At 60.4% G+C, this 15,864-nt stretch carries 16 protein-coding genes and 1 pseudogene; 5 read left to right on the forward strand and 12 right to left on the reverse strand.

What is annotated here, in order from left to right; genetic code table 11:
* Positions 1–165 precede the first annotated feature (165 nt).
* The 6 genes from ACX3M4_RS28115 to ACX3M4_RS28140 all read right to left on the reverse strand — a co-directional run bounded on the left by ACX3M4_RS28115 (position 166) and on the right by ACX3M4_RS28140 (position 3,733).
* Positions 166–417 (reverse strand): hypothetical protein, encoded by a 252-nt coding sequence (locus ACX3M4_RS28115; protein ID WP_459356226.1) that lies wholly within the window; start codon positions 415–417, stop codon positions 166–168.
* A complete protein-coding gene (locus ACX3M4_RS28120; RefSeq protein WP_459356227.1) occupies positions 389–1,237 on the reverse strand; it encodes an RNA polymerase sigma factor in 849 nt (282 codons plus the stop codon). The genes ACX3M4_RS28115 and ACX3M4_RS28120 overlap by 29 nt, the downstream gene beginning before the upstream one ends.
* On the reverse strand, positions 1,230–1,652 hold the full coding sequence (locus ACX3M4_RS28125) for a hypothetical protein (protein ID WP_459356228.1): 423 nt from the start codon (positions 1,650–1,652) through the stop codon (positions 1,230–1,232). Before ACX3M4_RS28125 ends, ACX3M4_RS28120 begins: the two co-directional genes overlap by 8 nt.
* A 218-nt stretch (positions 1,653–1,870) precedes the next feature.
* Positions 1,871–2,578: a DUF899 domain-containing protein gene (locus tag ACX3M4_RS28130; protein ID WP_459356229.1), complete on the reverse strand. Its 708-nt coding sequence runs from the start codon at positions 2,576–2,578 to the stop codon at positions 1,871–1,873.
* A gap of 331 nt (positions 2,579–2,909) precedes the next feature.
* Positions 2,910–3,401, reverse strand: a complete 492-nt coding sequence (locus ACX3M4_RS28135; protein ID WP_459356230.1) for an SRPBCC family protein — start codon at positions 3,399–3,401, stop codon at positions 2,910–2,912.
* A complete protein-coding gene (locus ACX3M4_RS28140) occupies positions 3,398–3,733 on the reverse strand; it encodes an ArsR/SmtB family transcription factor (protein ID WP_459356231.1) in 336 nt (111 codons plus the stop codon). The genes ACX3M4_RS28135 and ACX3M4_RS28140 overlap by 4 nt, the downstream gene beginning before the upstream one ends.
* A 140-nt stretch (positions 3,734–3,873) precedes the next feature.
* Between ACX3M4_RS28140 and ACX3M4_RS28145 the strand changes: the two genes are divergently transcribed.
* The gene (locus ACX3M4_RS28145) at positions 3,874–4,524 is read left to right on the forward strand and encodes a glutathione S-transferase family protein (protein WP_459356232.1); all 651 of its coding nucleotides are present in this window, start codon (positions 3,874–3,876) and stop codon (positions 4,522–4,524) included.
* A gap of 69 nt (positions 4,525–4,593) precedes the next feature.
* Here the strand turns inward: ACX3M4_RS28145 and ACX3M4_RS28150 are convergent, their stop codons facing one another.
* Positions 4,594–5,358 (reverse strand): SDR family NAD(P)-dependent oxidoreductase, encoded by a 765-nt coding sequence (locus tag ACX3M4_RS28150; protein WP_459356233.1) that lies wholly within the window; start codon positions 5,356–5,358, stop codon positions 4,594–4,596.
* 171 nt (positions 5,359–5,529) lie between these two features.
* Between ACX3M4_RS28150 and ACX3M4_RS28155 the strand changes: the two genes are divergently transcribed.
* On the forward strand, positions 5,530–6,444 hold the full coding sequence (locus ACX3M4_RS28155) for an AraC family transcriptional regulator (protein ID WP_459356234.1): 915 nt from the start codon (positions 5,530–5,532) through the stop codon (positions 6,442–6,444).
* A 3-nt stretch (positions 6,445–6,447) separates the two neighbouring features.
* Here ACX3M4_RS28155 and ACX3M4_RS28160 read toward each other — a convergent pair whose 3' ends face one another.
* From ACX3M4_RS28160 to ACX3M4_RS28180, 5 genes and pseudogenes are all read right to left on the reverse strand, one after another.
* Positions 6,448–7,359: a PhzF family phenazine biosynthesis protein gene (locus tag ACX3M4_RS28160; protein ID WP_459356235.1), complete on the reverse strand. Its 912-nt coding sequence runs from the start codon at positions 7,357–7,359 to the stop codon at positions 6,448–6,450.
* Positions 7,360–7,613: 254 nt separating this feature from the next.
* Positions 7,614–8,774 (reverse strand): GNAT family N-acetyltransferase, encoded by a 1,161-nt coding sequence (locus tag ACX3M4_RS28165; RefSeq protein ID WP_459356236.1) that lies wholly within the window; start codon positions 8,772–8,774, stop codon positions 7,614–7,616.
* Positions 8,775–8,866: 92 nt separating this feature from the next.
* Positions 8,867–11,476, reverse strand: coding sequence for a DEAD/DEAH box helicase (locus tag ACX3M4_RS28170; protein WP_459359516.1), 2,610 nt, complete (start codon positions 11,474–11,476; stop codon positions 8,867–8,869).
* A gap of 579 nt (positions 11,477–12,055) precedes the next feature.
* A pseudogene (locus ACX3M4_RS28175) lies at positions 12,056–12,325 on the reverse strand (SWIM zinc finger family protein); the annotation flags it as partial.
* A gap of 203 nt (positions 12,326–12,528) precedes the next feature.
* Positions 12,529–13,431, reverse strand: coding sequence for a pirin family protein (locus tag ACX3M4_RS28180; protein ID WP_459356237.1), 903 nt, complete (start codon positions 13,429–13,431; stop codon positions 12,529–12,531).
* A 245-nt stretch (positions 13,432–13,676) separates the two neighbouring features.
* Here ACX3M4_RS28180 and ACX3M4_RS28185 point away from each other — a divergent pair, with 245 nt between their 5' ends.
* Genes ACX3M4_RS28185 through ACX3M4_RS28195 form a run of 3 tightly spaced genes read left to right on the forward strand, consistent with a single transcriptional unit; the run spans position 13,677 to position 15,856 of the window.
* Positions 13,677–14,600, forward strand: a complete 924-nt coding sequence (locus tag ACX3M4_RS28185) for an ABC transporter ATP-binding protein (protein ID WP_459356238.1) — start codon at positions 13,677–13,679, stop codon at positions 14,598–14,600.
* A gap of 6 nt (positions 14,601–14,606) precedes the next feature.
* The gene (locus tag ACX3M4_RS28190) at positions 14,607–15,089 is read left to right on the forward strand and encodes a GNAT family N-acetyltransferase (protein ID WP_459356239.1); all 483 of its coding nucleotides are present in this window, start codon (positions 14,607–14,609) and stop codon (positions 15,087–15,089) included.
* A 5-nt stretch (positions 15,090–15,094) separates the two neighbouring features.
* A complete protein-coding gene (locus tag ACX3M4_RS28195; protein WP_459356240.1) occupies positions 15,095–15,856 on the forward strand; it encodes an ABC transporter permease in 762 nt (253 codons plus the stop codon).
* Positions 15,857–15,864: the final 8 nt, after the last annotated feature.

Genomic DNA, 15,864 nt, shown 5'->3' on the forward strand with positions numbered 1-15,864 from the left:
TCTTCAACAAACGTACCGTCAAAACTGGCTCAAAAGCGTGACCTGACGGTTAACGGGTTCTGTTCTTAAGTCAGGTTTCACGATGATGCAACCGGCTTTTCCGGAGCTTACACAAATGGCGGGCCGGCAAGGGACCAAGGTCGGCAGAAACGACAGGGCGAGGGCTCAGCCGGATGTCATCCCGCCGCCCTCCGGCTGGCCATAGTCCGCAATGAAGGTTTTCATCACCGCTTCGAACCGGTCTGCGTCAACAATCTCGTCGAAATTCTCCAGGAGGATCGTCAGAAGATAGTTGTTGCCGTAGTGCCAGTCTGCGTTGAGTGCACGGAGCCGTTCGTAGGCCTTTTCGCTGAGCGCCGCATTGAAGCGTTTGGGCAGCGGCAGGCGCTTAAGGTTCCGCTTTTGTGTCCCCGGCATCGTCTTCTCCACATCCCGACACCGGTTCGGTCGACCCGGCGCCGCTCTCCTCGATTTCCTTTGTCCGGCGCCAGAAGACGGCGTGGAGGCCTTGCATGCTCCCGGGTTCGGCCTTGCGCACTACGGCCATGCGTTCGGCATAGTCGGCGATATCCGGAAAGCTTGTGGTGTCACCATCGCCACCGGCGGCCATCTTCAGTCCCGCACATTGATGGCAGATGCCGCCCTTGCCGACGAGGGCGCAGAGGCCTTCAAATTTGTCCTGCATGGCTGATCGTGCTGCGGAGAGGCGGTGACGGAGGACCGCATCGGAAATGCCGAGCACGGTCGAAGCCTCGCGCGCCGAGAGATCAAGCACATCGCGCAGAACAAGCGCCGCCTGTTCGTCCGGCGGCAGAGACCGGCCGACACAGGCAAAGCAATAGGCAATGTGTTCACGCACTTCGTAGGCGAATTCCGGGTTGGACATGGCTCCCATGACTTCGCCGGACAGCTCTTCGGACTGGAAGCAAAGATTGGCATAGGCCACCTGCGCTTCCGTCCGCCAGCGTTTCTGGGTTCTGAGATGATCGACGGCACAGCGGCTGACGATCGAGGTTACCCAGGTGGAAAACTGCGCCCGTTCTTCGAAACGGCCGATCCCGGACCAGGCTTTCGCCAGCGCTTCCTGCAGCACGTCTTCCGCATCCTGCCTGTGGCCGATCATGCGCCCGACGATCCGGCGCAGTTTCGGCAGTTCCGCCTCGACAAGTCTGGAAAAGGCAGCATGGTCGCCGCGCCTGGCCTTGGCTGTCAGGTCGCCGGGCGCGTCGTCACGCATGGCTTGGGCTCCTGTTGCAGGCGATGCCGCCGAAAAGAGCTGCCAGGGCAAAGAGAACGAAGCCCGGCAGGGCATCCGGAACCGAAAGATAGCCGGGGATGATCAGAAAGAGAATGAGCCCCAGTTCGACGGCGGCGATCAGCCCGGTGTTGATGGCAAGTCCGGTCTGAGAGTTGGTCCGGTTCAAAGTGGCGGCAATGGCGAGCGAAGCGACCCCGGCCAGGATCAGAAGATAGGCGAAATAGGCGAGCACGGCACCGGCCTGGCCGGGAAGGGCGCTGCCGTCGTGGCCATAGATCGTGTAACCGGCACCGGGGCCGGAGAGAAGAGCCGCCGACAGAATATAGCCGCCTCCCGCGATATGCAGCAGCCCCCAGAGGCCGAAACACACCGCACCCAGTTTTGCAAAAGACATCATGGACCCTCCTGTTGTTTCCATGATGTTGGACGGAGCGACAGAAAATTTCCGCCAAAGAGCTGTTTTTGTTGGTTTTTCAGGAGGTAGTGTCTTGTGCCCAACCGTGGCCGGGATCGCGGCCTGAACGGGTTGGCAGCAAGCTTCAACCTCATCCTTCGAGACGCGCTTCCGCGCTCCTCAGGATGAGGTCGTGAGAGACTGCATGTGATTGCCTGCTACCCCTCATCCGCATACCTGTCCCGCCGCCGGACCCAGGCCATCGGCCAGGGGAGGTTTTCTTCGTGCCGGCCGAGGGCAGTGAGATCGAGGAGGTTGTAGGCCATGTTGAGCATGTCGAGGCCGCGGCCATAAGTGGAATAGGTGTGGGCGATACGGCCGTCGTCCAGCTTCAGGAAGGTGCTGACACCCGGCATTTCCTCGCCATGGATTGTGGCTGTGTAGTTGTAGCCCTTGCCGTCGCGGATTTCCTTGCCGGGAAACGTCACCCTGAAATCGACGCCGAAGCCGTTGCCGGCGGTCGAGACCCAGGGGAACGTCCAGCCCATACGCTTCTTGTAGGCTTCCAGCTTTTCCAGCGGCGCGTTGGAAATCGCGACAAGGGCCGTATCGCGGGCGGCGAGATGCACGTCGAGGCGCTCGAAATTGTCGGCCCAGAAGGAACAGCTCGGGCAGCCCTCCGCCCAGGTTTCGCCGAACATGAAGTGGTAGACGACAAGCTGTGCATGCGGGCCGAAAAGATCGCTGAGCGTCTTGTTTCCTGCCGGCGTTTCGAACACGTAGTCCTTGTCAACGATCGTGACCGGCAGCGTCCGTCTCGCGGCGGAAAGCGCGTCTCGTTCCTTCGTGAAAGCCTTCTCCTGCTCCAGAAACGCCTTGCGGGCCTCCAGCCAGTCTTCCCGGCTGACGATAGTCGGCGTGGTCATGTTGCTCTCCTTTCAGACGTTTTTCTCGGTGTCACCCCGGGTCTCGCGTTGCTCGCCCGGGGTGACACCCGAGCGCGCCGCGCAGTCCGGTAGAATTCGGTATTTACCGCCTTCGGTTCCTCAAGCCGCGACCAGTTCCGCCAGGCGGCCGAAGCAGTCGAGCCCAAATTTACCTCTCCCGTTGGGAGAGGTCGGCGCAACTGCGCCGGGTGAGGGGGCAGACGTTCGCTTCATTCTGAGAAGTTTGTTCCCTCACCCCAACCCTCTCCCAATGGGAGAGGGGGCCGCCCTTGCCTTATGCGATTGTCCTGTCTGTTCACGGCGCAAGACGTCAGGCCGCGACCAGTTCCGCCAGGCGGCCGAAGCAGCCGTCCCAGCCGCCGCCGACACCGCGGCGCGCGTCTTCGGTCTTGATGGCCTCGTGGCGCAGTTTGACTTCCGTCGCCTTGCCGGCTTCAGTGAAGGTCACCGAGACCCTGGAACTGTCGGTGGACTCGCGCGTTCCGTCGGCGAATTCCTGGACATGACGCCAGGAGAATTCGAGCCGGTTCGGGGCGTCGATGGCGAGGTACTCGCCCTCGAAATGGATCTGTTTTTCTGCCGTTTTCTCGATGACGAAGCACCAGCGGCCGCCGACCTTCAGGTCGATCTCCGCCGAAACCCGATTGCCGCCTTTTGGCAGAAACCAGCAGCGGACTTCCTCAGGCTCGGTAAAAGCCCGGAAGATACGTGCGGGAGCTGCCCGAAAAAGGCCCTCGACAATGACCGGCTCGTGGCCCGGTTCGGATTTGAGAAACTCTCGGGCAGGCTGTTGAACGGTCATTGGTCATTCTCCTTGGCCAGGTGTCGTGCAAGGGCATCGAAACGGTCGATCCAGAAGGCTTCGTATTTGCTCAGCCAGTCGACGGCTTCCTTGATCGGAGCACCGCGCAGGCGGCAATGGCGGGTGCGGCCGCGCTTTTCGATATCCACCAGTCCGGCATCGGACAGCACGCGCAGATGCTTTGAGACCGCCGTCAGCGACATGTCGAAGGGTTCGGCGAGGTCGGACAGCGAGGTTTCGCCATCGGCGAGCCGGGCGACGATCGCACGGCGGGTGCCGTCGCTGAGGGCTGCAAAGGTGGCGTCGAGTTGGGGCATATGCGTCACAGTCATAAAGTGAACCTTTTGGTTGACTATCACCTAATTCCATTATAGTCAACTAATCGGTTGAGTAAACGTGGTGCGCGCTCACGGAACTCAATTCTTTTGGCAACCGGATAGCCGGTTTCCCATTTCCGACAGGAGAGACGGACATGAAACTCTATACAGCACCCATTTCCCCCAATTGCCGCCGCGTCGAAGCGGTGCTGCATCATCTTGGCCTGTTTGGCGAGGTGGAGGTTCACCGATTGAACCTGAAGGACGGCGAGCATATGCGTGACGACGTCCGGGCTGCCAATCCCAACTGCAAGGTGCCGACCCTGGTCGTTGGCGACATGAACCTGTGGGAAGCCAATCCAACGATGGTTTACCTGTGCGACCGGGCTGGGGCGGAGGAGTTCTGCCCATCGGACCGGAAGGCCCGTTTCGAAATCCTTCGCTGGATGTCCTGGGAAGCGCAGCACTACAACCGCGCCGTTGCCGAGATTGCCTGGGAGACGATTGCCAAGGGGATGTTCGGCATGGGCGAGCCGGATCAGGCCAAGATCGACGAGGGTCTGCAGAACTTCCACCGCTTTGCCGCCGTTCTCGACAACCAACTGGCCGGCCGTGCCTTTATTCTGGGAGACAAGGTGACCGTCGCCGATTTTGCGGTCGGTGCCTATTCGGCTCTGGTGCTGCACCCACAATCGCAGATCCCGCTGGACAGCTATCCCAACATCAAGGCCTGGTATCTGCGCCTGGAAAGCCTGCCGAGCTGGGCAAAGACCGCGCCGCAGCCGCAGGCGGAAGCCGCTGAATGAGATCTGCCCGCGGCGGTCCTTTCCGGGCCGCCGCGGGTCATTTTGGAAATAATAGTTGCCGTTCGAGGGTCAGAGGTTCTGGCCGCCCGACACCTCGATGCGCTGGCCGGTCATCCAGCCGGTTTCTCCGCTGAGCAATGCCGAGATCGCACCGCCGATATCGTCCGGCAGACCCGCGCGGCCCATGGCCGTCGTGGAGGCGATGTATTCGTTGACCTGCGGATTGTCGCGTACGACCCCGCCGCCGAAATCCGTTTCGATAGCGCCGGGTGCCAGCGTGTTGACGGCGATGCGCCGGGGGCCGAGTTCCTTGGCCAGGTAGCGTGTCAGCACCTCGACGGCGCCCTTCATTGAGGCATAGGCGGAATAGCCGGGCAGGGAGAAGCGGGCAAGACCGGTGGAGATGTTGACGATCCGTCCGCCGTCGGCGATCAGCGGCAGCATCCGCTGGGTCAGGAAATAGACCCCCTTCACATGCACGTTCATCAGCTGGTCGAAATCATCTTCGGAGGTCTCCGCGAAGGGCTTGTGAATGCCCATGCCGGCATTGTTGATCAGGTAGTCGAACGTATCGCGCTGCCAGGTGTCCTTCAGTGCTGCGGCAGTCGCGTCGGCAAAGGCGCCGAAGCCCGATGTGGACGATGTGTCGAGCGGCAAGGCAACGGCGCGCCCGCCAAGAGCAGCGACGTCCGCGACGACTTTCTCGGCCTCCGCCTTGCCGGAGCGATAGGTCAGGATCGTGTCGATGCCGCTCCGGGCAAGGTGCAGGACGGTGTTGCGGCCAAGGCCACGGCTGCCGCCGGTGACAAGGGCGATTTTGCGATCGGTGGTCATTTTTGGTCTCCGGTGAGTTACGGGATCGGTGATGATCAGGAGATAATCCCGGCGACACCTCTGTTCCTGCTTGTTCCTCCGCAATTCATGCCTATTTCTCCAGATGTAGGATATGAGTGCATTGTCAGGCTTCGTCCGGTGCCGTACCAAGGAGGGATCTTGGAGCCCGACATGCAGACTGACAGGTTGATCCGAAAAGTCGTTGACTTTGCAGATGCAAGAAACGCTGGAAGCGATCCGTTTCCGGTGGGTGTTACCGGTTTGACGCTGGTGCGGCAACGCCGGCCAACCCTGATCTATCCGGTCGTCTATCAGCCGATTTTCTGCCTGGTTCTCCAGGGGGAGAAACAGACCTATCTTGGTTCGGAGACCATCCGCTTCGGCAAGGGGCAGTCGCTGATTGTCGGATTGGATCTGCCGGCCCAGGCAAAGGTGGTCACGGCAAGCCGGGAGGAGCCCTATGTTGCGTTCGCCATTCCGCTCGACATGGGGTTGATCCGGGAACTGGCAGCTGACATTGGCCCGCAGGATCAGGACGGGACTCAAAGGTCAGGGCAGGGGCGAGCACGGGCCGTGACCAGCGGCAGGGCGGATGCTGCCATCATCGATGCCATGCGGCGCCTGTTCGAGCTGACGGAAATGCCTGAGGCAGCGCCTGTGCTGGAACCTCTGATCCTGCGGGAAATCCATTTCTGGCTGCTGACGGCAGGCCATGGGGCGATCCTGCGCCAACTTGCGGAGCAGGACAGCCATGCGACGCGCATTGCCAGGGCGATTGCGGCGATCCGGAAAGACATCTGCTCCGTCTTCCGGGTGGACGATCTGGCACAGGTGGCGGGCATGAGCGTTTCGGCCTTTCATGCCCATTTCAAGGAGATTACGGGTGCCACGCCGCTGCAGTTTCAAAAGCAGCTGCGGTTGATGGAGGCGCGCAGGCTGCTGCAGGCAGAGCGGCTGTCGGTTGCAAGGGCAGCCTTCCAGGTCGGATATGAAAGCCCGACCCAGTTCAGCCGCGAATATTCCCGTGCTTTCGGCGTGTCGCCGCGAACCGACAAGACAGCCGAGGCGATTTCAGCACTGGTCTGACGGTCAGAGAAACAGTTCGCCGCGGGCGACCAGTGTCGCCTGGCCGCCGATCCGGACAGCATGCATCTTGCCTCCGGCAATGTCGATTTCCAGATCGATCAGCGACGGCCGGCCCATTTCGAAACCCTGTTCGATGCGGATGTGGTGAGTGCCGTTGGGCAGGTCGTCGTAATAGTCGACAACGCCGGCAAAGGCGGCTGCCGCCGAACCGGTTGCCGGATCTTCCATGATGCCCATGTCGGGCGCGAAGAGTCGTGCGTGGAAGGCGCTGTCATGGGAGCGCGTCTCGCGGCAATAGACATAGGCATCGCCGTGCCCGTTCTTGCCGAAACCGGCCTTCCACATGGAGAGCATCGGCTTGGCGCGTGCCAGCGCGTCGAGATCACGCACCGGCACGAAGGTGAAGGGTGGGCCCACGCGGAAGCAGGACGGGGCGTGGTTCTCGAAGCCGATGTCGGACGGTTCCAGGTTGAGCGCGGCGGCAATCAGCTCGACATTATGGGTCGGGCCGGACGGTTCCGGCAGGCTGGGCACGTCGAACTCGGCAAAGGCGGCCGCGTGTTCGCGCAGGATCACGGCGCAGCGCACGGTGCCGATCTTCTGTTTCAGCACGACGACGGCATCCTGCTCGCCTGACACATCGCCGAAACGCTCGGTCGCCAGGAGGATCGCGGTGCCGACGGTCGGATGCCCGGCGAAGGGCAATTCCACCTTCGGTGTGAAGATGCGCATGGTAGCGGACTGGCCCGGATTGTCGGGCGGGAAGACAAACACGGTCTCGGAGAGATTGAATTCGCCGGCGATCTTCTGCATCTGCGTGTCGCTGAGGCCTTCGGAATCCAGAACCACCGCCAGGGGGTTCCCTGCAAGGCTTGTGTTGGTGAAGACATCCAGGATCGCGTAGCGTCGGCTCATATTTCTTGTCTCCCTAGGCTGACCCGTCTACATGCGAAACCGCATGTCGGCGGGCGCCTTGATGGTTCCTGTGCTGCCGGACCCGTTTCACCGCGCTCCCCCGGCACTGACGGTTCCTCAGAAATCCGTGACCAGATCCCGATTCTGAGCGGACCCTGGTCAAAGGTGAGCGGACTTTTGCATTTTCGGGCAAGACCTGCCAGTGATTAGTGCGCATTCGTGGTGAACAAATTATTGCCTTCCGGGGGCGTGCTTTAAGCCTTTTGCGCCAGCAGGCAGGCACCGACGGCGCGGGCATATGCGACGATTGCAGGGTCCTGAAGATCCTCCAGGGTTTGGATGATGCGCATGTCCGACAGCTCCTGTTCTTCGGTTTGATCCGAAAACCGCATGATCTCGGTGCGCAACTCATCGGCAGGACGCGATACATCCATGACCTGGCTGATCGAAATGCGCGGTCCGTCGAAGGCGACCAGCAGTTCCGCCGGGCGGATGTCTGCCTGGGTCAGGCCCGTTTCCTCCTCCAGCTCGCGATAGATCGCGCCGATGACATCCACCTTGCCGTCGGGCCTCAGATCCGTCGGGTCAAGATTGCCGCCGGGTGGATATATCATGCCGGCGGTTGCGGTCTTTTCCGACATGACGCCATAAAGAAGCGCGCCGTCAGACGAGCGCAGGATGGCCGAGCCGAAGAGATTGTTTGAGGTAAGGTCTGGTGCGCCCCAATCCCGCCAGGCAAGAAAGGCGGCATAGGAACATTCGGCGCAGGTACCCCTGAAGATGCCGTCCTTGAAAGAGTGACCTGTCAGCTTCAGCGTCCGGCCGTTCCACAGAAGCGGGATGCGCTTTTTCGCGTCTTCGAAATAGGCCTCGATTTCTGCCCGGTGCTCGCTCTCGAATTGCCAGGGATAGGGCGAAACGGAAATCTCGAGTTCGCTGATTTGGTGGACACCCGGCAGCAGGGTCTTTTCCATCAAAGGAATGTCTTTGCCGGGCGACATCTCGCTTGGCCGTGTTGCGAGGGTTTTGAAACCGCGCCGTTCGTAGAAGGCGCGGGCGTGAGCGTCGCTTTCCAGGTAAAGGCGTGTCAGCCCCTCGGACCGGGCGTGGTCTTCTGCGCGTCTCAGAAGCAGGTTGCCGACGCCCGTTCCCTGGACGTCGGGATCGACGAAAAGAAAATCGACCATCAGCGTGTCATCGCCCTGCCGGGACAGGCCGGAAAAGCCGACCGGCCGTCCGTTACGCTCGGCGACGGTCATCTTCAGGGACCGGATAGTGGCTTCCGAGATACGCCAGTGTTCCCGGTATTCGGCCATCCTGTCCTCCGGATAACCCCAGGAGGCCTTGGCACGATGCAGGATGTCTGTGAGCGCAGATGCGTCGGCTTCGGTGGCGGCGCGCAGTTTCAAAGGCATGGGCAATCCGGATCTGGTAAGACCCGGACAGCCGTAGCCAGTGATTGTGAAAGTTGCAAGGCATGCCGGGACATCGGCCAGCACCGATGGTTTTAGGCTCCCACGGGTTTGAACAGTTCCATCAGATCGGTTTCAGTCATTGCAAGAGGCCCGGAACCGGTTTCTTCGAAGAGGTTGTCGGCTAGCGCCTGCTTTTTGGTCTGAAGAACCTGGATGGCCGCTTCCACCGTTCCTTCAGCGACCAGTTTGTAGACGAAAACGGATTTCTCCTGTCCGATGCGGTGTGTACGGTCCATGGCTTGGCGTTCGACCGCCGGGTTCCACCATGGATCGTAGAGGATCACGGTGTCTGCGGCGGTGAGGTTAAGCCCGACGCCACCGGCCTTCAGGCTGATCAGAAAGACAGGGACTGTACCGGTCTGGAATTTCTCGACCAGCTGCGTTCGGTTCCGGGATTGTCCGGTCAAGGTCAAGAATTCCCAACGGCGATCTTTGATGTCAGCCTCAATCAGGTTCAACATTTCGACAAACTGGGAGAAGACCAGAACCCGGCGGCCTTCGGATATCAGCTCTTCCAGCATCTCCATCAGCCTTGCGCGCTTCGCGCTTTCACGCACCTTTGAAGCCGCATCAAGCTTGACCAGGGCGGGGTCGCAGCAGGCTTGCCGGAGCTTGAGCAGGGCATCCAGTACAGTTATCCGGCTCCCGTTCAGGCCCTTCTCGCGAATGGCTTGCCGGACGCGGTCGTCCATCGCCGATCGGATGGATTCATAAAGAGCTGTTTGACCTTGGTTGAGCGAAACCAATTCGGTGATTTCGGTTTTTTCGGGTAGTTCCGGCGCTACCTGCTCCTTGGTGCGGCGAAGAAGGAATGGCCTGACCTTTGAAACCAATTTCCGGTGCGCGGTTAGGTCCATTTGTTTTTCAATCGGAGTGCGGAATATCTGATTGAAATTCTTCCGGTTTCCCAACAAGCCGGGCACGAGCCAATCGAACAGCGACCAGAGTTCCTCCAGATTGTTTTCCAACGGCGTGCCGGTCAGCGCCAGACGCTGGCGGCAATCGACCTCTCGAATACGCTTCGCCACCGCCGAGGCCGGATTCTTGACAGCCTGTGCCTCATCGAGAATGACCAGGTTGAAGACATGCTTCTGCAAGGTTTCGATGTCCCGGTGCAGCAAGGGATAGGTCGTTACGACGACGTCGTGGTCCGGAATTGCGGCGAAGAGATTCTTTCTGTTCAGTCCGTGGAGAACCAGCATCTTGAGCCCAGGCGCAAACGTTGCCGCCTCGCGTTGCCAGTTGCCGATGAGACTGGTCGGAACGATCAGCAGACTGGGCCGGTCGCTCTGCCGTTCCACGTGCAGGAATGCAAGCAGGGCGAGGGTTTGAACGGTTTTGCCCAGTCCCATGTCATCGGCCAGTACACCGCCGAAGCCTGTCTCGCAAAGAGCGCGCATCCAGCCGTAGCCGGCAAGCTGATAGGGACGGAGTATGCCGTGAAAGGCCTCAGGTGCTTTCAATTCCTGAGGATTTGCCAGGCGCCGCAGTTTCCTTCCCAGCTCCAGCAACGCTTCTCCGCCCGCAAAAGGTATCCCGCACCCGTCGAGCGCGTCCGCCAGTTCGGCCACTCTGGCTGATTCTGCCCTGTGGAACGAACCACCCAGCCCGTGGACGGAAAGCAACGCCTTGATCAACGGAGCGAGTGCCGCGGCTTCCAAACGCAGATATGAGCCGTCGGGAAGGAGCGGGTAGAGGATCAACTCGTCGAGGAAATTTTCGATATCGAAAGGGTCTGGTACTCCCTCAGCGGTATTCTCCGAACGGTCATCCGTCAGATCCGGCGGCAATGCATCTATCAGGGACAGCGCCAGCGGAAGAATGTCGATGATCTCTCCATTCACTTCCATTTTAAGCGCAAAGTCGAACCAATCGCTTTTTTCCGGTGCACCAGGCCCTTCCGGAGTTGCGGCTTCAATGCCGGCCGTAATGGTTGATGGTCCCGAATGCAGCCTGAATGGCCAGCTCTTGTCGATTTCCACGATCCAGCCGGATCGTCTCAACTCCGGGATCGCCTCCGCCATGAATTCCAGAAGTGTTTCTTTTCCGAAAGTCCGGCCGTCTCCCACAATGCTTGCGTATTCGGCCGGAGCGGTCCTGTCCGGAAACGCCAGGTCGCCATCCTTCATCGCTTTGCAGTCGAAATAGGGTGAACGGCGCAAGGGAACCGCACCATAGGTGCCCAACCGGTCTATCGCGGCATCTTCCAGCTTCTTGTTGCGCCTGAGCGTTATCAGCTTTCCACCTTCGCGGAACATGACCTCCTGCTGAGAGGACTGGGGAACAAAGTGCTCCTCATAGTTGAAACCCAGTCGCAGTATCTGGATGGTTTGCTGATTTTGCTGGTGTTTGGAATAGTCGAACAGATTTCTGCCGGCTTTCAAACTCAGTAATTTCAGGACAGGCACGGGTGTACAGTCCGTCCGGACTTCCTGCGTCAGGACGTCGGGAAGGGGGATTTTTCCGCCCGCGAGAGACTGCAGCGTTTGCGCCACTTGCGACGCCTTGTCGGGAGGAACATCCGGCGCACCGAACAGCAGGCTGGCCGTGTGCGGCGGAACGTCGAAGTCCAGTTCTCCGCAAGTGCCGGTTTCCGGGTCGATATAATAGGGCACATCGATGATGACGGTGCAAAGGTCCATGCCCGACTGATCAACCGCGCAAAGAGCCTGCGACCCGGACGCCTTGGTCCGCCACTCGAAGCGGCCTTTCCGGGACGGGCCAAGGTTCAGCGCCGGCCCGTCCGGCCGCATCCAGCAAGCCCGGCCGGTTTCGATCATTTTCCGGAAGGCCAGTGCCAGATCCTCCGGATGAGCTTTGGAGCCGAAATCCCACTTTTCGATGAGGTTGCACCGGTCCAGCAAGATGCAGACCCGCATGTCCGACGGCAGCACGAATTTGGGGCGTTGCCGGCTCCGGAAGAACATCGGCTCGTAAGGCCGGTTGTTTTCCTTCAGCGTGCCGTCCTTGCGCATCGTCATCTTGAAGAGCGTAACATCCATGGAGCCCGAAGCATCCGGGGAAACCACGTAGTACAGTCTGTCCCTGACCTGCGGCGGATGAACCTCCGGATCGTCTTCGCCAGGCAAATTGTCCGCCTCCAGACTGGCGAGCCAGGATTTGACCGGAGAATCGACTTCTTCGGTCGTTTTCAGAAGCGTTGCGACTTCCTGCGACAAGGGTTTCGAGGGTGAGGACGGACCGGCGAGGCGCTGTGAGGCCTCAAGCATGAGAGCGGCAACGTGCTTGCAGTTGAACCCGACCGGACAACTGCAGACGCCTTGGATATCGATAAGCGCTCCCCGGCTGTTCCACTCAAGGGTAACGTTCTGCGTGTAGGCTAATTGCCTGCTTCCGAGCACCGAACCGATAATATGGGTGTTGCTGAGGATTTTGCAGGAGGAAACCCGGTCTTTCCTGTAGTAATCGAGACCCCTGGAATAGTCCGGGTCCTCAATCAGATCACGTATGGTTCCTTGGCTGACCGGCATGTGTGGAGGTATCGCACTCGAGGATTGGATGGTCGAGGTCCGCACACTGGAGCGGAATCGGAACTCGATCGATTCCTACCCTGTATTGGCGACACCCCCAACACCCTTGGCTCGGAAAAATCCGGCTGGGGCGAACCCAATCCGCCAGCCAGAGAGGCAACACGGATTTCAGCTCCGGAACCGCATGGTTTCCGTTGGGTGGCTTAACGGATAAATGTCCCGCTCTGCAATTCCCGCACGGCCTGAACCAGCTCCTCGCGTGTGTTCATGACGATCGGACCGTGCCACGCCACAGGTTCCTTGATCGGCGCTCCGGAGACAAGCAGGAAGCGGATGCCTTCGTCGCCCGCCTGCACGACGATTTCGTCGCCGGCGCCAAAGATCACGAGCGAACGGTTGCCGGTCTCGTCGCGGATCTTCAGTTCCTCGCCGCCGAATTCCTTCTCCGTCAGGACACCGAAGGGATCGGAGGCGCTCTCGAAGCTGCCGGAGCCTTCGAAGATATAGGCAAAGGTCTGCTTGTGCGTGTCGACCTTGAAGCGCTTCTTTCTGCCCGCAGGCACATGGATGTCGAGATATTGCGGATCGGCGGCGATGCCGTCGACCGGGCCGCGCTTGCCCCAGAACTCGCCGCAAATGATGCGGGCGGAGGTGCCGTCGTCCTCGGTCACGACCGGAATATCTTTCGCGGTCACATCCTGGTAACGCGGCGTGGTCATCTTCAGCGATGAGGGCAGGTTGGCCCAGAGCTGGAAACCGTGCATGCGGCCGTTTTTGTCTCCCTTGGGCATCTCCTGATGCATGATCCCCCGGCCGGCGGTCATCCACTGGACGTCGCCAGCGCCAAGGTTGCCCGTGTTGCCGAGACTGTCGCCGTGCTCGACCGTGCCGGCGAGAACATAGGTGATTGTCTCGATGCCTCTATGCGGATGCCAGGGAAAGCCCTTCAGATAGTCCTGCGGCCGTTCGTTTCTGAAGTCGTCCAGCAGCAGGAAGGGATCGAGCATTTCCGGGTCCTGGAAGCCGAAGGCGCGCTCAAGCCTGACGCCGGCGCCTTCCATGGTTGCCTGGGTCGTGCCGATATGGGTGACAGGGCGGATGGACATCTTGGTTTCCTTTGAACGAGGTTCTTGCCGCAAAGATAGCGGCTGGAATGTCAAAACCCAGCCCAGGCCCCGCAGACGCAGTGTTTCCGAAGAGGAAACAATGTCCTGAAGCGCCGCCGATCGACCGCGAAGCTGTCGCCGTCAGGGACCGGGCCTTGCATCTTGCGGGCGATCCGCCCACATGCGAGGGTGCTCGCCTGTTTGGCCGTCTGGTCAAATCCTGAAAAATTGAACCGGTTGAATTGATGGCTCCGATACTGTCCGTGCGCGATCTGGAAAAGACCTATGACGGTGGCTTCCAGGCGCTCAAATCCGTTTCTCTCGACATAAGCCAGGGCGAGGTGTTTGCGCTCCTGGGGCCGAACGGTGCCGGCAAGACGACGCTCATCAGCACCATCTGCGGCCTTGTCCGGCCCACCTCCGGCAGCATTCATGTCGGTGGGCATGACGCCTTGAAGGAGTACCGGGCCGCACGGCAGCTGATCGGCCTGGTGCCGCAGGAAATGCCGACGGCTCCCTTCGAGATGGTCGGCGACACGGTCGCCTTCAGCCGCGGCCTTTTCGGTCTCAAACCCGATCCCGATTTGGTTGAGCGGATCCTGAAGGACCTGACCCTCTGGGAGAAGCGCAACAACCCGATCATGGCGCTTTCCGGCGGCATGAAACGGCGGCTGCTGGTTGCCAAGGCGCTTGCGCACGAGCCGCAGATCCTGTTCCTGGACGAACCGACGGCCGGTGTCGATGTGGAACTGCGTCATGACATGTGGCGCATCGTCGGCGAGCTGAAGGCCAAGGGCGTCACCATCATCCTGACGACCCATTATATCGAGGAAGCCGAGGAGATGGCCGACCGGGTCGGGGTGATCAACAAGGGCGAGATCATCCTGGTGGAGGAAAAGGCGGAGCTGATGCGCAAGCTTGGCCGCAAGCTTTTGACGCTGAGCCTCTCCGAGCCGATCAGCGCCCTACCGGAAGCGCTGACCCGGTACGACCTGCAGCTGGAGGACGAGGGCCGCAGCCTCGTCTACACCTACGACACCCAGGCCGACAGGACCGGCATCACGGCGCTTCTGACCGACCTGTCCCAGGCAGGCGTCCGCTTCCACGATCTGCAGACCGACCAGTCGTCGCTGGAAGACATCTTTGTCGGTCTGGTGCGGCAGGGGTGAAGGGCCATGGGGGCAGAGTTCACAATTCGTGTTGCAACGCTTGAGGACAGGGATGCACTGACGGAGCTCTGCATGCGCTCCAAACAGTCCAACGGGTATGACGATGCCTTCATGGCGCAATGCGCGGAGGAGCTGAAGGTCCGCGACAGCTGGATCATGGACGACGATTTCTGGGTCGCGGAAAGCACGGAGGGTGCGCTCATCGGCTGCATCAGGCTTTCGATGGAAGACGACGGCGAGACCGGCGAACTGGAAACCTGTTTCGTCGATCCCGACTGGAAGGGGAAGAAGATCGGCCGGGCGCTGTTCGAGGTGCTGCATCGGCGCGCAAGAAGCCTCGGCCTTTCTAAGGTCGGCCTCGACGCCGACCCCTTTGCCGAACCCTTTTATGCCCGCATGGGCTTTCGAACCGTCGGCAGCGCGCCGTCCGGTTCGATCCCGGGACGCACGCTGCCCCGGATGGAACTCATTCTGACGACGGGGCATTGAGACACATGAATTTCGAAGCGATCAAATCCATCTATGTGACGGAAATGGCCCGCACCCGGCGCACCATCATGCAGAGCATCATCTCGCCGGTCATTTCCACGGTGCTCTATTTCGTCGTTTTCGGTGCAGCCATCGGCTCGAGGATTTCCGAAGTGGACGGTGTCAGCTACGGCGCGTTCATCGTGCCGGGGCTGATCATGCTGTCGCTGATGACCCAGAGCCTCTCCAACGCCTCCTTCGGCATCTACTTCCCGCGCTTTACCGGCACGATCTTCGAAGTCCTGTCCGCCCCGGTGTCGTTCCTGGAGATCACCATCGCCTATGTCGGAGCGGCGGCAACCAAGTCCATTCTGGTGGGGCTGATCATCCTGGCGACGGCGAGCTTCTTCGTGCCGCTCGAGATCCAGCATCCGGTCTGGATGGCGGCCTTCTTCCTGTTGACGGCGATCACGTTCGCGCTGCTCGGCTTCATCATCGGTATCTGGGCCGACAATTTCGAAAAGCTGCAATTCGTGCCGCTGCTGATAGTCACACCTCTGGCTTTTCTCGGTGGCAGCTTCTATTCCATCCACATGCTGCCGGAATTCTGGCAGAAGGTGACGCTGATCAATCCGGTCGTCTATCTGATTTCAGGGTTCCGCTGGAGCTTCTACGGTCAGGCGGATGTCAGCCTGTGGCTGTCGCTGCTGGCGACGGGGTTGTTTCTGGGCGGCTCCCTGGCCGTCGTGCACTGGATTTTCAAGACCGGATACCGCCTCAAGGCTTGAGGCGGGCA

The sequence above is a fragment of the Roseibium sp. M-1 genome, from assembly GCF_054515675.1.

What these genes read in the sequence shown, in the direction of transcription:
- ACX3M4_RS28115 (WP_459356226.1), bottom strand. Translation starts at nt 417, where the DNA reads ATGCCGGGGACACAAAAGCGGAACCTTAAGCGCCTGCCGCTGCCCAAA.
- ACX3M4_RS28120 (WP_459356227.1), bottom strand. Translation starts at nt 1,237, where the DNA reads ATGCGTGACGACGCGCCCGGCGACCTGACAGCCAAGGCCAGGCGCGGC.
- ACX3M4_RS28125 (WP_459356228.1), bottom strand. Translation starts at nt 1,652, where the DNA reads ATGTCTTTTGCAAAACTGGGTGCGGTGTGTTTCGGCCTCTGGGGGCTG.
- ACX3M4_RS28130 (WP_459356229.1), bottom strand. Translation starts at nt 2,578, where the DNA reads ATGACCACGCCGACTATCGTCAGCCGGGAAGACTGGCTGGAGGCCCGC.
- ACX3M4_RS28135 (WP_459356230.1), bottom strand. Translation starts at nt 3,401, where the DNA reads ATGACCGTTCAACAGCCTGCCCGAGAGTTTCTCAAATCCGAACCGGGC.
- ACX3M4_RS28140 (WP_459356231.1), bottom strand. Translation starts at nt 3,733, where the DNA reads ATGACTGTGACGCATATGCCCCAACTCGACGCCACCTTTGCAGCCCTC.
- ACX3M4_RS28145 (WP_459356232.1), top strand. Translation starts at nt 3,874, where the DNA reads ATGAAACTCTATACAGCACCCATTTCCCCCAATTGCCGCCGCGTCGAA.
- ACX3M4_RS28150 (WP_459356233.1), bottom strand. Translation starts at nt 5,358, where the DNA reads ATGACCACCGATCGCAAAATCGCCCTTGTCACCGGCGGCAGCCGTGGC.
- ACX3M4_RS28155 (WP_459356234.1), top strand. Translation starts at nt 5,530, where the DNA reads ATGCAGACTGACAGGTTGATCCGAAAAGTCGTTGACTTTGCAGATGCA.
- ACX3M4_RS28160 (WP_459356235.1), bottom strand. Translation starts at nt 7,359, where the DNA reads ATGAGCCGACGCTACGCGATCCTGGATGTCTTCACCAACACAAGCCTT.
- ACX3M4_RS28165 (WP_459356236.1), bottom strand. Translation starts at nt 8,774, where the DNA reads ATGCCTTTGAAACTGCGCGCCGCCACCGAAGCCGACGCATCTGCGCTC.
- ACX3M4_RS28170 (WP_459359516.1), bottom strand. Translation starts at nt 11,476, where the DNA reads ATGGACCTTTGCACCGTCATCATCGATGTGCCCTATTATATCGACCCG.
- ACX3M4_RS28180 (WP_459356237.1), bottom strand. Translation starts at nt 13,431, where the DNA reads ATGTCCATCCGCCCTGTCACCCATATCGGCACGACCCAGGCAACCATG.
- ACX3M4_RS28185 (WP_459356238.1), top strand. Translation starts at nt 13,677, where the DNA reads ATGGCTCCGATACTGTCCGTGCGCGATCTGGAAAAGACCTATGACGGT.
- ACX3M4_RS28190 (WP_459356239.1), top strand. Translation starts at nt 14,607, where the DNA reads ATGGGGGCAGAGTTCACAATTCGTGTTGCAACGCTTGAGGACAGGGAT.
- ACX3M4_RS28195 (WP_459356240.1), top strand. Translation starts at nt 15,095, where the DNA reads ATGAATTTCGAAGCGATCAAATCCATCTATGTGACGGAAATGGCCCGC.